The 14,147-nt window shown below is 69.5% G+C and carries 13 protein-coding genes; 4 read left to right on the top strand and 9 right to left on the bottom strand.

Annotated elements, in window-relative coordinates:
• Window positions 1-41: 41 nt before the first annotated feature.
• The 3 genes from G6N45_RS27020 to G6N45_RS27010 all read right to left on the bottom strand — a co-directional run bounded on the left by G6N45_RS27020 (window position 42) and on the right by G6N45_RS27010 (window position 3,376).
• Window positions 42-944 carry an alpha/beta fold hydrolase gene (locus G6N45_RS27020; protein ID WP_163727227.1) on the bottom strand — a complete coding sequence of 301 codons (903 nt, stop codon included), beginning with the start codon at window positions 942-944 and terminating at the stop codon, window positions 42-44.
• On the bottom strand, window positions 944-2,308 hold the full coding sequence (locus tag G6N45_RS27015; protein WP_163727224.1) for an ABC1 kinase family protein: 1,365 nt from the start codon (window positions 2,306-2,308) through the stop codon (window positions 944-946). The genes G6N45_RS27020 and G6N45_RS27015 overlap by 1 nt, the downstream gene beginning before the upstream one ends.
• A 78-nt stretch (window positions 2,309-2,386) precedes the next feature.
• Window positions 2,387-3,376 carry an oxygenase MpaB family protein gene (locus G6N45_RS27010; RefSeq protein WP_163729156.1) on the bottom strand — a complete coding sequence of 330 codons (990 nt, stop codon included), beginning with the start codon at window positions 3,374-3,376 and terminating at the stop codon, window positions 2,387-2,389.
• A gap of 91 nt (window positions 3,377-3,467) precedes the next feature.
• Here G6N45_RS27010 and G6N45_RS27005 point away from each other — a divergent pair, with 91 nt between their 5' ends.
• On the top strand, window positions 3,468-4,064 hold the full coding sequence (locus G6N45_RS27005) for a TetR/AcrR family transcriptional regulator (protein WP_163727221.1): 597 nt from the start codon (window positions 3,468-3,470) through the stop codon (window positions 4,062-4,064).
• Here G6N45_RS27005 and G6N45_RS27000 read toward each other — a convergent pair.
• Together G6N45_RS27000 and G6N45_RS26995 are read right to left on the bottom strand one after the other, a co-directional pair.
• On the bottom strand, window positions 4,037-4,678 hold the full coding sequence (locus G6N45_RS27000) for a DinB family protein (RefSeq protein ID WP_163727218.1): 642 nt from the start codon (window positions 4,676-4,678) through the stop codon (window positions 4,037-4,039). The genes G6N45_RS27005 and G6N45_RS27000 overlap by 28 nt on opposite strands.
• Window position 4,679: 1 nt before the next feature.
• A complete protein-coding gene (locus tag G6N45_RS26995; protein ID WP_057151182.1) occupies window positions 4,680-5,210 on the bottom strand; it encodes a DinB family protein in 531 nt (176 codons plus the stop codon).
• A 62-nt stretch (window positions 5,211-5,272) separates the two neighbouring features.
• On the opposite strand from G6N45_RS26995, the gene G6N45_RS26990 reads away from it, so the two are divergent.
• The gene (locus G6N45_RS26990; RefSeq protein WP_163727215.1) at window positions 5,273-6,223 is read left to right on the top strand and encodes a helix-turn-helix transcriptional regulator; all 951 of its coding nucleotides are present in this window, start codon (window positions 5,273-5,275) and stop codon (window positions 6,221-6,223) included.
• Here the strand turns inward: G6N45_RS26990 and hutI are convergent.
• The 4 genes from hutI to hutU are packed head-to-tail and all read right to left on the bottom strand — an operon-like array spanning window position 6,220 to window position 11,607.
• The gene (gene hutI / locus G6N45_RS26985; protein ID WP_163727212.1) at window positions 6,220-7,386 is read right to left on the bottom strand and encodes an imidazolonepropionase; all 1,167 of its coding nucleotides are present in this window, start codon (window positions 7,384-7,386) and stop codon (window positions 6,220-6,222) included. The genes G6N45_RS26990 and hutI overlap by 4 nt on opposite strands.
• On the bottom strand, window positions 7,383-8,717 hold the full coding sequence (locus tag G6N45_RS26980; protein WP_163727209.1) for a formimidoylglutamate deiminase: 1,335 nt from the start codon (window positions 8,715-8,717) through the stop codon (window positions 7,383-7,385). Before G6N45_RS26980 ends, hutI begins: the two co-directional genes overlap by 4 nt.
• A complete protein-coding gene (locus G6N45_RS26975; RefSeq protein WP_163727206.1) occupies window positions 8,714-9,943 on the bottom strand; it encodes an allantoate amidohydrolase in 1,230 nt (409 codons plus the stop codon). Before G6N45_RS26975 ends, G6N45_RS26980 begins: the two co-directional genes overlap by 4 nt.
• Entirely contained in the window at window positions 9,940-11,607 is a 1,668-nt protein-coding gene (hutU, locus tag G6N45_RS26970) for a urocanate hydratase (protein ID WP_163727204.1), read from the bottom strand. Before hutU ends, G6N45_RS26975 begins: the two co-directional genes overlap by 4 nt.
• 86 nt (window positions 11,608-11,693) lie before the next feature.
• Here hutU and G6N45_RS26965 point away from each other — a divergent pair, with 86 nt between their 5' ends.
• Together G6N45_RS26965 and hutH are read left to right on the top strand one after the other, a co-directional pair.
• On the top strand, window positions 11,694-12,509 hold the full coding sequence (locus G6N45_RS26965; protein WP_163727199.1) for an IclR family transcriptional regulator: 816 nt from the start codon (window positions 11,694-11,696) through the stop codon (window positions 12,507-12,509).
• Between the two features lie 49 nt (window positions 12,510-12,558).
• A complete protein-coding gene (hutH, locus tag G6N45_RS26960) occupies window positions 12,559-14,094 on the top strand; it encodes a histidine ammonia-lyase (RefSeq protein ID WP_163727196.1) in 1,536 nt (511 codons plus the stop codon).
• Window positions 14,095-14,147 lie beyond the last annotated feature (53 nt).

Genomic DNA, 14,147 nt, shown 5'->3' with positions numbered 1-14,147 from the left:
GTACGTCTTTTCGGAAAACTGTGAATTGACGGAGACGCCGGTCACACGGCCTGCGTGAAGGTCGTCTCGAGTTCGCCGACGATGTCGTCCCACAGCGGTTCGGGCAGTTCGTGACCCATGCCGTCGAACAGCACCAGCCGCGCGCCGGGAATGGCGCGGGCGATGGCGCGTCCGCCCGAAGGCCGCATCAGCTTGTCGGCCTTGCCGTGGATGACCACGGTCGGCGCGGTGGTCTGCCGGTTGTAGCGGCGCAGGCTGCCGCTGCCGAGGATCGCCGCGAACTGCCTGCCCACGCCCGCCGGGTAGTAGGACCGGTCGTAGCCCTCGACGGCTTCGGCGCGGATCACGTCGTCGGGGCGAGGAAAGCCCGGGCTGCCGATGATCTTGGTCACCCGGACGGCGTTGTCGACGATCGCGTCGCGGTCGCTGCCTGCGGGCTTGCCCAGGACGGCGAGCAGCTGCTGCGGGCCGGGTGGGGGCAGCGCCGCCTGGTTGTTGCTCGAGAAGATCACGCCCAGGCTCTTGGTGCGCGCGTGGTGGCGGGCCCCGAACACCTGGGCGATCATGCCGCCCATCGACGCACCGACCACGTGCGCACGGTCGATGTCGAGGTGGTCGAGCAGCGCCGCGGCGTCGTCGGCCATGTCCTCGAGCGTGTAGGCCGCCGGGCTGGCCAGCCCGACGAACGACCGCGCCATCCGGGGCAGCAGCGGGGCGCCGGAATGGTGGCCGGGTAGCTTGCCGGACAGTCCCACGTCGCGGTTGTCGAAGCGGATGACCCGCAGGCCCTGGTTGATCAGCTTCTCGCAGAAGCCGTTGCGCCAAAAGATCATCTGCGCGCCCAGCCCCATGATCAGGATGACGGCCGGGTCGCTCGGATCACCCATGTCCTCGTAGTGGATGCCGATGTCGCCCGACGGCGCGGTACCGGTGCGGACCTGCATCAGGCGTCCAGATCCTCAGAATGTTCGCGAGATACCTCCACCATGAAGTTGGCGAAGTAGCCCGTCAGCGCGGGGTCGCTCATCATCTGCCACGTGGGTGCGAGCAGCTTCATGTAGCGCTCGACGTAGAGGAACTGCTTGCCGATCAGCACCAGCTCGCGGGGGAGCTTGACGTCGTAGGCCTCGGCGAGCGCGGAGAGCTGCTTGCCGATCTCGGCGTAGCTCAGATCCCCGAGCGACGTCATCGTCAACGGGGTGGCGAACTTCTCCAGATCCTTCGCGGCCTGCGCCTCCGGCTTGACGGTGCCGACCGCGCCCATCAGCACCACGATCTTCCCGGCCGCGGCGTGGTCCTTCTTCACCAGCAGCGCGTACACCAGCTCGCGGAGCAGCCAGCGGGTGCGGGGGTCGATGCGACCCATGATGCCGAAGTCGAAGAACACGATCTTGCCGTCGTCGTCGACGTAGAGGTTGCCTGCGTGCAGGTCGCCGTGGAAAAGGCCGTGGCGCAGCCCGCCCTCGAACAGACTGAACAGCAGCGCCTTGACCAGCTCAGTGCCGTCGAAGCCCTTCTTGCGGATCGCGGCGACATCGTCGATGCGGGTGCCCTGGACGCGTTCCATCGTCAGCACCCGCGCGCTGGTCAGATCCCAGTACACCTGGGGCACCCGGATGTTCGCACCCAGCGGGGAGGCGTGCATGTGGGCCACCCACGCGTCCATCGACTGCGCCTCGAGCCGGAAATCCATTTCTTCGGCCAGGTTGTCGGCGAAGTCGGCGACAACGTCTTGCGCAGACAGCCGCTGGCCGAGCTTGGCGAACTCGACCAGCCGGGCGCCGCGCTTGAGGATCTGAAGGTCCGCGGCGACCCGGCGGCGGATGCCGGGCCGCTGGATCTTCACCACCACCTCCTCGCCGGTGTGCAGCGTCGCGTAGTGCACCTGCGCGATCGACGCCGACGCGAAAGGCGTCTCGTCGAACGTCTTGAACAGGTTGGCCGGGTCGTCGCCGAGGTCCTCGACGAACAGTTTGTGGACTTCCTTCGGGTCCGCGGGCGGGACCCGGTCCAGGAGGCTGCGGAACTCCCTGCTCAGCGGCTCCCCGAAGGCGCCCGGGCTCGACGCGATGATCTGGCCGAACTTCACGTAGGTGGGGCCCAGATCGGCGAAGGTCTGCGGGATCTGCTTGACGATCTTCTGCTGCAGCGATCCGCGGCCGGTCAGCTTCGCGACGACGCGTGCGCCGGTGCGGGTGAGCTGCCAGCCGGTGGCTCCGACGCGGGCCGCCTCGACCGGCAGCGGGACCCGGTCCAGTCTGGCAACCTCGCGATGTTGGCTGTTGTCGGCTTTCCGCGTGGTGCTCATATCAGCAGTGTCCCAAAAAGCCCCGGTCGGCGAAAAAAGGTGTGCATCGGGTCACAGTGCCCCATGCGCCGCGGGGGCTCAGGCGAAGGCGTCCTCGAGTTCCTCGCGGGTGCGTACCGGGTCGGTGCCGGGCCGGTATGTCGGCAGCGTGTGCGGCACGGTCGTCCCTGCTGCGACCCGCGCCTTCGCCTGCTCGTACTCCGGCGGCGCACCCGAGGCGAGATGGACGCCGTTGATGATCGACCACACCAGCGCGCGACGGGCGGTGCGCTCGACGATGTTCGGATTGCTGTGCTGGATCAGCCCCTGCGCCCACGACGGCATGGTGTCGCGGACGGCCCAGTTCAGCGCGGCCTGCGGCAGGGGCAGATTCGGCCCGGTGGCCATCGCGGTGCCGTAGGTGACGGCGAGCTTGGGCAGATAGGACTTGAGGCAATCGAGCGTCTCGGCCTTGGTGGCAGGCAGGTCGGTGCCGCCCAGCGCGTGCCCGACACGCACGAACTCGCCGTAGTACCGATCGATCTTGTTGCCGCGCAACGGATTCGGATGATAGAGCTCGTGCGCGGTGGCGATACCCCACACCACGGTCGCGTAGTTCCACCGCAGCCATTCGGGATCGTCGGCGTCGTAGCGCGCGCCGTCGGGGCGGGTGCCCTTGATGGTGTGGTGCATCGAGCGCACGGCGGTGGCCAGCCGCTCGGCGGTCTCGGTCGACCCGTAGGCGGTCCCGATGAAGAACGCGACCGAGTGCCCGAGCCGGGTCAGCGCACCCCTCGGGTCGATCTGCGGCATCGGGTCGTCGCGTGTGTCGTCGCGGACCAGCCGGGAGTGGTGCACGCCCATCCAGTAGATCGACGGATCGAGGCGCTCGAGGAAGGCCGCGCACTGCAGGCCGAAGATCAGCGCGTGCATGTGGGAGTGCACGTGCCACACCGCGCTGCCCGGGCCGAACCAGCCGGGATCCCCGACGGGCGCGGCGAACTCCATGCCCTTGAAGAAGCGCCGCCGCACGTCCTGGTCGAACCGCTGGTTGAGCATCTGGCCGACGAGCTGGTGCGGTAGGAACATCGCATCCTCCAATGTGGTCACGGGTGTGGCCAGAATACCGTTTGGCGACGGTTGTGACCAGAACCGGGTCGGCGCGGCTTAGGCTGGCCGGGTGTCGAGTCCCACCCGGTGGGCGGGCGTCCCGCTCACCGACCGCCGCGCGGAGCGGCGCCAGCTGCTGGTCGACGCCGCCTACCGCCTTTTCGGCGACGGCGGTGAGGCCGCGCTCGCGGTGCGCTCGGTGTGCCGGGAGAGCGGACTGAACTCCCGCTACTTCTACGAGAGCTTCGCCGACCTCGACGAGCTGCTCGGTGCGGTCTACGACCGCGTCAGCGGCGAACTGGCCCAAGCGGTGGGCGACGCGATGACGTCGGCGGGAGAGTCGCTGCGGGCGCGCACCCGCGCAGGCATGACCGCCGTGCTGGAGTTCAGTTCCACCGATCCCCGCCGCGGACGCGTCCTGTTCACCGACGCGCGGGCGAACCCGGTGCTGACAGCGCGCCGCGCCGCGACCCAGGACCTTCTGCGCGAGGCTGTCCTCACCGAGGGCTGGCGGCTACAGCCCGGCACCGACCCCGTCGCCGCCATGGTCGGCGCCGCGATGTACACCGGCGCGATGGCCGAGCTGGCCCAGCAGTGGCTCGCCGGACACCTCGGTGACGACCTCGACGTCGTCGTCGACTACGCGCTGCAGCTGGTGCTGCGCTGACTACGGCGTGAGCACGACGCCGTCGCCGGCGTCCACGGCTTGAGCCAGTCGGTCTCCGGCCAGCCCTCGACACCGGCGAGCAGCTCGTACAGCGTGGCGCCGTCGATGCTCTCGCGGATGATGTCGCCCTGTCCGGCGTGGCGCGCCAGCTCCTCGATCATGTGGAAGAACACCCACCGCACCGACCACGCGGACACATCCTTGGGGAACCACGGCGCGTTCTGCGGCACGGGCACCGCCGCGCCCAGATCGACCGTTTCGACCAGCCGGATCGTCTCGGCATTCTGGGCGTCGAACGCCGCCAGCACGTCGGCGAGCGTCTCGTCCTCGCGCATTCTGAACTCGTCCTCCCAGTCGGCGGCCCGCTCTTCCATCGGCCGGCTGTCGTCCGCGCAGGCCTGCGGTGCGGCGGCGACGCGTTCCATCCAGCCGCGCTGACAGGTGGTGACGTGCTTGATCAGCCCGCCGATCGACAACGCGCTCACTGACGGGGTGGCGCGAGCCTGCTCGTCGGTGAGCCCGAACGCGATCGCGTGGAACGCATGCTGCTGCGCGGCGAGGTACTCGCGCAGACCGGCTCGTTCGTCGGCGATGGGTGGGGGCATGGCAGCCATGTCAGCTCTCCTTCAGGTGGGTGTGGGTGTACAGATCGCGCAGCAGCGCGATCTCGGCTCCGTGGTGGATGACTTCGCGGTTGATGTGAAGGACGAGCGCGATCATCGGCGCCTGCGCCCACGGTCCCTCGGCGGGCCCGACCGGCTCGGCGAGGCGCGCGGTGTCCAGGCTGCGCACCCCGTCGATCCAGCGCCGGTAGGCGTCGTCGAGCTGAGCCAGCGCCGTTGCGGCGTCGGTGGCGTAGGACCAGCTCTGGTAATCGGCCGGCGGTCCGCCGAAGTGCGCGTGCGAGCGCATCGCCAGCACGCCGACGATAACGTGGGCCAACCGCCAGGCGATCGTGGTGACCGGCTCGGGCTGCGGCGCCGGGAAATCGAAGTCGACACCGCCGTCGCGGTGCACGGTCCAGCAGCCGGGCACCGGTTCCCAGAAGTACTCGTCGTCGCCGAGCCCGTCCAGGCGGGGCCGCAGCTGGGTCCGCCAGTGCAGATCCAGTTGCTCGGCCAATTCGGACACCACATCGATGCTCATGGGTCTCACTCTCGCACCCGATGCGGACAGTTCCTGTCCTCAATGTGGGGCAAGATGGCGGCATGTCGGAAACGACCGGCCGGGTCCTCCAACTGCTCGGCCTGCTCCAGGCCCGTCGCGTCTGGAGCGGCGAGGAACTGGCCGAGCGGCTCGGCGTCACCACCCGCAGCGTGCGCCGTGACGTCGACCGGCTGCGCGAGCTCGGCTATCCCGTGCACGCCAGCACCGGTGTCGGCGGCGGATACCGACTCGGCGCCGGCGCCGCGCTGCCGCCGCTGCTTCTCGACCCCGACGAAGCGGTCGCGATGGCGGTCTGCCTGCGCGTCGCGGCGGGCGGCAGCGTCGCCGGAGTGGGCGAGTCGGCGCTGCGGGCTCTGTCCAAACTCGACCAGGTGATGCCCGCGCGGCTGCGTTCGCAGGTCGCAGCCGTGCACCAGACGACGGTGACACTGGGCACCCCCACCGAGACCCCCGTCGAGCCCGACGTGCTGATGACCCTCGCCCGGGCCGGCCGCGACCACGAGCACGTCACCGCCGGCTACGTCGACCTGCACGGCAACGTCACGCACCGGCGCGTCGAGCCCTACCACCTGGTGACGACGGGCCGGCGCTGGTATCTGCTCTGCTACGACCGGGACCGGTCGGACTGGCGCAGCCTGCGGCTGGACCGGATGTCGGACGTGCGCGCGCACGGCACCACGTTCACCCCGCGCGAGGCGCCCGACGCCGCGTCCTACGTGCGCCGGGCGATCAGCTCGTCGCCCTACCCCTACGTCGCACGGGTGCGCTATGCGGCACCGCACGATGTTGTGGCGCAATGCTTTCCGACGTCGTCGGTGCACATCGAGCCGGACGGACCGGACGCCTGCATCCTCACCGCCGGGGCCGACGACCCGCAGCGGATGGTGCCGTGGCTGGCGATGCCCGGCTGCGACTTCGAGGTGCTGGAACCGCCCGAAGTCGTCGACGCGGTGCGCACCGTGGCCGAGCGGATCGCCCGCGCCGCCCGCTAGATCGAGACGCCGCCGACGACGACGTCGCCGATGATCGGAACACCGGGCCGGTAGGCGAAGTGGATGTAGGACGGAGCGTCGAGCCGGATGAAATCCGCGCGTCTCCCCGTGGAAAGCGCGCCGACGTCGTCGCGCCGCAGCGCTCTGGCGCCGCCCGCGGTTGCGGACCAGACGGCCTCGGCGGGGGTGAAGCCCATGTCCCGCACGGCCACGGCGATGCAGAAGCCCATGTTCGTCGTGTACGAGCTGCCGGGATTGCAGTCGGTGGCCAGCGCCACGGTGACGCCGGCATCCAGAAACCGGCGGGCATCGGGCCAGTCTGCGCGCGTGGAGAATTCAGCCCCCGGCAGAAGGGTTGCGACGGTGCCGCCCGCCGCAAGCGCCGCGATGTCGACATCGGTGGCGTAGGTGCAGTGGTCCACCGAGGCCGCGCCGAGTTCGACCGCCAGCTGGATCCCCTCCCCAGGCGCGAGCTGGCCGGCGTGCAAGCGGGGGGTCAGATCCGCATCGAGTCCGGCCTGCAGGATGTACCTGGCCTCGTCGACGTCGAAAGCCCCACGGTCGCAGAACACGTCGATCCAGCGAGCGTGCTCCCGACATGCCGCGAGCATGTCGCCCGCGACCAGCCGGACATAGGCGTCGCGGTCGCCGCGGTGGTCGGGGGGCACGACGTGCGCGCCGAGGAACGTCGTCTCCGCGGTGAACCGGCGGCCGATCTCCAGACTTCGCCGCTCGTCGACGGTGGTCAGGCCGTAGCCACTCTTCGTCTCGAACGTCGTCACACCGCTGCGGCGCAGTTCGGTGGCGAGCCTGGCCACGTTGGCGGCCAGCGCTTCGGTGGGCGCGGCCCGGGTGGCCGCCACCGTCGTGGCGATGCCGCCGCCGTCGTAGGGCTCGCCGCTCATCCTTGTTGCGAACTCGGCCGACCGGTCGCCGGCGAACACCAGGTGGGCGTGGCTGTCGACGAAACCGGGCAACACGCTCGCGCCTCGGCAGTCGACCCGTCGATCCGCCGCGGGCGCAGCGTTTTTCGGCCCCGCCCACGCGATGCGATCGCCGTCGACCAACAGGGCGGCGTCGGTGAGGACCCCGAGAGGGCTACCGTCTCCGACGGCCGGGTCATTGGTGACGAGTTCGCCGATATCGTCGTAGAGCACTGTCATGTGTTCTCCCACAGCCGTCCGATGACGTCGTCCAGGGCGCGCCCGACCTCGACGCGGTGGTGCCGGTCGGCGACGACGGTACGCCCGTCGACGATGACGTCCGTGACGTCGGCGGCAGATGCAGCGAACACGACGTTCTCTGCGGTGGCGCCTCCCCCTGCGGTGCGCACCGAAGCCAGGTCGATGGCGACCAGATCGGCTCGAGCGCCGGGTTCGAGCCGCCCCGCGTCCGCCCAGCCCAGCGCCTGATGGCCGTAGCGCGTCGCGGCCTCGAGCAGGCGTGCGGCCGAGATCGTGCCGCGGCGCCGACCGGCGAGTCTCTCGTCGAGTTCGACGGCCCGTGCTTCCTCGAGCACGTCGATCATCGCGTGACTGTCGGTGCCCAGGCTGAACAGACCTGGCCCGGCCAGCAGTGCCGGAGCGGGGCCGATCCCATCACCCAGATCACGCTCCGTGGTCGGGCAGAAGCACGTTCCGGTCGAGCTCGCATGCATGTCGACGATGTCCTGATCGGTCAGGTGTGTCGCGTGCACGGCGGTGGTGCGCGGCCCGAGCGCACCGTGCTCGCCCAGCAGTGCCGTGGGGGTGCAGCCATACGCGGCCTGGCACTGCTCGACCTCGGCCACCTGCTCGCTGGAGTGCACGTGCAACGGCGCAGAGTGCGCATCGGCCCAGGAGGCCACCCGTTCGAGCTGATCGGCGGGCACGGCGCGCACGGAATGCACTGCAGCACCGATCAGTACGTGCTCGTCGCCCTTCGTGTCTACCAGCAGTGCGTCTGTTCGCTGTGCCCACCGGTCGGCATCACCGTCGCCGAACCGCACCTGTGGGCCGTCGAGCGGTTGACCGGAAGGACCGGCGCTCAGATAGCACGCGTCGAGCAGCGTGAGCCGGATCCCCGCCGCGGCCGCCGCGGCCACCAGCGCGTGGCCCATCTCGTTGGCATCGGTGTACGGCACACCGTCGGGACCGTGGTGAAGGTAGTGGAATTCGCCGACCGCGGTGATGCCTGCCAGTGCCATCTCGGCGTACACCGCTGCAGCCAGCTCCAGATAGTTCTGCGGGGTGAGCCGCTCGGCGATCCGGTACATCGCATCGCGCCACGTCCAGAAGGAGCCGCCGCCACGCTGGGTGTGGGTTCGCAGCGCGCGGTGAAAGGCATGGGAGTGAGCGTTGGCCAGCCCCGGAATCACCAAGCCGTGCAGCCGTTTCCCGGCAGGAGGTTGATCCGGCTCTATCGCGACGATCACGCCGTTGCTCGCCGTGACCAGCGCACCGTCGACGACACGGCCGTCGACCCACGCGTGTTCACACCACCAGGTCGGGCTCATCCGGCCACCCAATCGGCCATCACGTCGGCCAATGCTCGGGCACCGACTCTGCAGTCAGCCATCTCTGCGTACTCGTCCGGAGAGTGTGAAACGCCGGTCGGGTTGCGCACGAACAGCATTGCGGTGGGTACCTTCGCCGACAGCACCCCGGCATCGTGCCCGGCGGCCGTGGGGAGTACGGGGATGGTTCCCAGCGAAGAGAGCGCGCGCATGATGCGGGTCCGCGGCTGATCGGGGAAAACCACTGCAGGGCTGACGGATTCGGCGGCAACATGCAGCGAGACCGAGTCTTCGAGGGCGAATCCCTCGGCGTCGGCCGTGATCGCCTCGACCATCGCCGCCAGCGTGTCCTCGTCCGCGGCGCGTGCGTCGAGCCAGGCCTCGAGCTGCGACGGGATCGCGTTGGCGCCGTTCGGCGTCACGGCCAGCTTGCCGAACGTGGCGACCGCCTCGTGGCTGATGGCCTGACCGCGGGCGGCGTGCACCGTCGAGGCGAACGTCAGCATCGGATCGCGCCGGTCGAGCAGCCGGGTGGTGCCCGCGTGGTTGCCCTCCCCGCAGAACCTGAACCGCCAGCGTCCGTGTGGCCAGATCGCCGAGGCGACCGCGACGGGTCGATTCACCAGATCAAGTGCTCGGCCCTGCTCGACGTGCAATTCGACGTAGACCCCGACGCGCAAGACGAGGTCAGGGTCGATACCGACGTGGTGGGGATTGCGGCCGGCCGCCCGCAGCGCGTCGGCAAGTGTGGTGCCGTCGGCGTCGCGTAGATTGAGTGCGCGTTCGGGCGTGACGGCACCGGTGGACAGCTGCGAGCCGACGCAGGCCACGCCGAATCGTCCGCCCTCCTCATCGGAGAACGCGACGACCGCCACCGGGATTCGCGGGTCCACCCCGCGTGCGACGAGCAGATCGATCGCCGCGAACGCCGACACGATTCCCAAGGGACCGTCGAAGGCACCACCACCGGGAACGGAATCCAGGTGTGATCCGGTGACGAAGGCACCCACCGGGTCGCCGGTCCAGCCCTGCGGCATCCACCATGCCCAGACGTTGCCGTTGCGGTCCTCGTCCACGGTCATGCCGCGTCGTCGAGCTTCGCCTGCGAACCACTCGCGCAGGGACAGGTCTGCATGTGTCCAGGCGAACCTGCGGTAGCCGCCGGCGGGATCGCGCCCCACGTCGAGGATCGAGTCCCACAGCCCATCGAAGGACGTCGAGGTCATCGGTTGTCTCGCATCGGGATTCGCACACCGCGCTCGGCCGCGACGTGAATGGCGTGCTCGTAGCCGGCATCGACGTGGCGGATGACGCCCATGCCGGGGTCGTTCGTCAGCACGCGCTCGAGCTTTCGGCCCGCGAGCGCCGATCCGTCGGCGACGCACACCTGACCGGCATGGATCGACCGACCCATGCCGACCCCGCCACCGTGGTGGATCGACACCCAGGAGGCCCCGGACGCGGTGTTCACCAGCGCGTTGAGCAGCGGCCAGTCGGCGATGGCGTCGGAGCCGTCGAGCATGGCCTCGGTCTCGCGGTAGGGGGACGCCACCGATCCGGAGTCGAGGTGGTCACGGCCGATCACGATGGGTGCCGACACCGCCCCCGACGCCACCAACTCGTTGAACTTGAGCCCCGCGAGGTGCCGTTCGCCGTAGCCGAGCCAGCAGATGCGGGCCGGCAGGCCCTGGTAGGCCACCTTCTCGCCGGCCATGCGCAGCCAGCGGTGCAGGTGCTCGTTGTCCGGGAACAGGTCCATCACGGCGCGGTCGGTGACCTCGATGTCCTTCGGGTCGCCGGACAGGGCTGCCCAGCGGAACGGGCCGAGGCCCTCCTCGAACTGGGGGCGGATGTAGGCGGGCACGAACCCGGGGAAATCGAAGGCCCGGTCGTACCCGGCCTTGCGTGCCTCGTCGCGAATCGAGTTGCCGTAGTCGAAAACCTCGGCGCCGTTGTCCTGGAAGCCGACCATGGCGGCCACGTGCTTGGCCATCGAGACCTGCGCCTGCTCGGTGAAGTACGCCGCATCCTTGTCTGCCAGCTTCTTCATGTCGTCGAACGCAACGCCGATCGGCAGGTAGGACAGTGGGTCGTGCGCCGAGGTCTGGTCGGTGACGATGTCGATGGGGGCGCCGCGATCCAACAGCTCGGGGAACACCTCGGCGGCGTTACCGAGGAGTCCGATCGACAACGGACGCTTCGCATCTCTGGCCTCGACCGCCAGCCGCAGGGCCTCGTCGATCGACTCGGCGCTGGTGTCCAGGTAACGATGTTCGATGCGACGCTCGATGCGGCTGGGATCGCAGTCCACGCAGATGGCGACACCGTCGTTCATGGTGACCGCCAGCGGCTGTGCGCCGCCCATGCCGCCGAGACCCGCAGTCAGTGTGATGGTGCCGGCCAGTGTGCCGTCGAAGCGCTTGCGGGCCACGGCCCCGAACGTCTCGTACGTGCCCTGCAGGATGCCCTGGGTACCAATGTAGATCCAGGACCCCGCGGTCATCTGGCCGTACATCGTCAGGCCGGCCGCCTCGAGCTCACGGAACTTCTCCCAGTTCGCCCAATCACCAACGAGATTCGAGTTCGCGATCAAGACACGAGGTGACCACTCGTGCGTGCGGAACACACCGACGGGCTTGCCGGACTGCACCAGCATGGTCTCGTCGTCCTCGAGCGTGCGCAGCGTGGCGACGATCGCATCGAACGCCTCCCAGCTGCGGGCCGCTCGGCCGGTGCCGCCGTACACCACCAGCTCGTCGGGGTGCTCAGCTACCTCCGGATCGAGGTTGTTCATCAGCATCCGCAGCGCGGCTTCCTGTTGCCAACCTTTGCAACTGATTTCACTGCCGCGCGGGGCGCGTACCAGGCGGGCCGAAGAGGTCGTGGTCATGGGTACCAGCACAGCCGACCGCAGGCTATTGCTCCATACCATTTCAGCGGCTAGTGTCTCGTATCCGAGACCTGGAGGGTCCAGCGATGTCGAGTACTTCACCGGCAGTCGGCCGAGCGCTGGACGTGCTGCTGTACCTCGCCGGTAAGCCGGGCCCGGTGTCGGGCGTGGCGGTATCCCGCGACCTGAAGATTCCGCGATCGTCGACCTACCACCTGCTCGACGTGCTCCTCGCGCGCGGGTTCGTCGTGCATTTCCCGGACCGACGCACGTACGGACTCGGCATGGCGGCCTTCGAGATCGGCTCGGCCTACCTGCGGCATGAGCCGCTGGAGATGCTGGCCCGGCCGGTGTTGCGGCGCCTGGTCGCCCAGGTCGGGGAGACCGCACACCTGGGCGTGCTACACGGCGCCGAGAGCCTCTACCTGCTCAAGGAACAGCCCGCTGTGTCCAGGATCCCGGTCACGCTCGTCACCGATGTCGGCGTCCGGCTGCCGGCGCATCTGACGGCCAACGGCCGCTCGATCCTGGCGCACCTGCCCGCCGCCCAGGTGCGGGCCCTCTTCCCGTCCGCCCGTGGGTTCGTCAACCGCACAGGGCAGGGACCGGCGACGCTCCCCGACCTCCGGCGGGTCCTCGCCGCGGAGCGCCGTCGACGTTGGTCCGAGGAGATCGGACTCGTCACCGCCGGTCTGCAGTCGGTGGCGGCCTGCGCGTTCGACCACTCGGGCCGGCCCTGCGCCGCCATCAGCGTGACCTGGCGCCAGGATCACCCGCGTGCATCCCACGGGGACCTGGTGCGTGCGGTCCGCACCGCCGCATTTGAGCTGACCACGGCATTGTCGGGCCACGGACCCGACGGCTGGTTCGAGACGAGCAGTGTCTCAGATCCGAGACACTAAGTCGCCGGCGCCGGGCCGGAGGCCGTTGCGCAGCCTCTAAATTTGCGAGATGACAGTCACCGTCGGTATCGGCCCCGTCAGCTTCGACGACGTCGTCGCGGTCGCCCGGGCCGACGCGCCCGTCGCGCTCGCCGACGATGCGGTCACGGTGATCGACGAGAGCCGCCGCCACATCGAGGCACTCGCCGCCGATCCGACACCGGTCTACGGGGTGTCGACCGGATTCGGGGCGCTCGCCACCCGACACATACCGCTCGACATGCGTACCGCCTTGCAGCGCAGTCTCATTCGCTCGCACGCCGCGGGCTCGGGCGCCGAGGTGGAACGCGAGGTCGTGCGCGCGATGATGCTGTTGCGCTTGTCGACGCTTGCCAGCGGACGCACCGGAGTGCGCCGAGAAACGGCCGAGGCCTACGCCAACCTCCTGTCGGCGGGGCTGACCCCCGTGGTGTACGAGTACGGAAGTCTGGGTTGCTCGGGCGATCTCGCACCACTGGCGCACGTCGCGCTCGCCATCATGGGGGAGGGGCACGTGCGCACCCGTGACGGCGCGCTGCACGAAGCCGCGGACGCTCTGGGCGCACTCGGTCTGCAGCCTGTCACCTTCGCCGAGAAAGAGGGACTGGCGCTCATCAACGGTACCGACGGCATGCTCGGTCAGTTGGTGCTCGCCCTCGCCGATCTGGACAACCTGTTCCGGGTCGCCGACGTCGCCGCGGCGATGAGCGTCGAGGGTCTGCTGGGCACCGACCGGGTTTTCGCCGAGGACCTGCAGCGTCTGCGCCCCCATCCGGGACAGGTCGCGTCCGCCGCGAACATCCGTGCACTGTTGGCTGATTCGAAGATCGTCGCCAGCCACCGGACCCCTGACTGCACCCGGGTCCAGGATGCCTATTCGCTGCGCTGCTCCCCGCAGGTGGCCGGGGCGGGCCGTGACACCGCCGCGCACGCCCGAGTCGTCGCAGAGCGCGAATTGGCCAGTGTCATCGACAATCCCGTCGTCACCCTGGACGGCCGCGTCGAGTCCAACGGCAACTTCCACGGGGCGCCGGTGGGCTACGTGCTCGACTTCCTGGCCATCGCCGTCGCTGATCTGGCGGGTATCAGCGAGCGCCGCACCGACCGGTTCCTGGACGTGGCCCGCAACCACGGACTCAACGCGTTCCTGGCCCACGACCCCGGCGTGGACAGTGGCCACATGATCGCCCAGTACACGCAGGCAGGGATGGTGTCAGAGCTCAAGCGGTTGGCGGTCCCGGCGAGCGCCGACTCGATCCCCTCCTCGGCGATGCAGGAAGATCACGTGTCGATGGGCTGGTCCGCGGCGCGCAAGCTGCGACGGGCGATCGACGGACTCGGTCGCGTGCTTGCCGTCGAGGTCTTCACTGCTGCCCGAGGCATCGACATGCGCAGCCCGCTCACCCCGTCCCCCGCCACGGGCGCCGTGATCGAGCTGGTGCGCGAGCACGTCGCCGGTCCGGGCCCGGACCGTTATCTGGCGCCGGAGCTCGCGGCCGTCACAGATTTGGTGCAGACCGGCGCGGTGACAGCCGCGGCCGAACGCGTCGTCGGCCCCTTGCGCTAGGTGCCTCCGTATCGCGCGGAACCCGTCGATCGTCGCACCGGCGCCCGTAGGGT

The organism is Mycolicibacterium psychrotolerans (assembly GCF_010729305.1).
In the GTDB taxonomy this organism is placed as follows: Bacteria; Actinomycetota; Actinomycetes; order Mycobacteriales; family Mycobacteriaceae; genus Mycobacterium; species Mycobacterium psychrotolerans.
This window is presented reverse-complemented; position numbering and strand designations above follow the sequence as displayed.

Bases quoted from the DNA above. Each gene is read 5' to 3' on its own strand.
- G6N45_RS27020 (WP_163727227.1), bottom strand. From the start codon at position 944: ATGCAGGTCCGCACCGGTACCGCGCCGTCGGGCGACATCGGCATCCAC.
- G6N45_RS27015 (WP_163727224.1), bottom strand. From the start codon at position 2,308: ATGAGCACCACGCGGAAAGCCGACAACAGCCAACATCGCGAGGTTGCC.
- G6N45_RS27010 (WP_163729156.1), bottom strand. From the start codon at position 3,376: ATGTTCCTACCGCACCAGCTCGTCGGCCAGATGCTCAACCAGCGGTTC.
- G6N45_RS27000 (WP_163727218.1), bottom strand. From the start codon at position 4,678: ATGGCTGCCATGCCCCCACCCATCGCCGACGAACGAGCCGGTCTGCGC.
- G6N45_RS26995 (WP_057151182.1), bottom strand. From the start codon at position 5,210: ATGAGCATCGATGTGGTGTCCGAATTGGCCGAGCAACTGGATCTGCAC.
- G6N45_RS26990 (WP_163727215.1), top strand. From the start codon at position 5,273: ATGTCGGAAACGACCGGCCGGGTCCTCCAACTGCTCGGCCTGCTCCAG.
- hutI (WP_163727212.1), bottom strand. From the start codon at position 7,386: ATGACAGTGCTCTACGACGATATCGGCGAACTCGTCACCAATGACCCG.
- G6N45_RS26980 (WP_163727209.1), bottom strand. From the start codon at position 8,717: ATGAGCCCGACCTGGTGGTGTGAACACGCGTGGGTCGACGGCCGTGTC.
- G6N45_RS26975 (WP_163727206.1), bottom strand. From the start codon at position 9,943: ATGACCTCGACGTCCTTCGATGGGCTGTGGGACTCGATCCTCGACGTG.
- hutU (WP_163727204.1), bottom strand. From the start codon at position 11,607: ATGACCACGACCTCTTCGGCCCGCCTGGTACGCGCCCCGCGCGGCAGT.
- G6N45_RS26965 (WP_163727199.1), top strand. From the start codon at position 11,694: ATGTCGAGTACTTCACCGGCAGTCGGCCGAGCGCTGGACGTGCTGCTG.
- hutH (WP_163727196.1), top strand. From the start codon at position 12,559: ATGACAGTCACCGTCGGTATCGGCCCCGTCAGCTTCGACGACGTCGTC.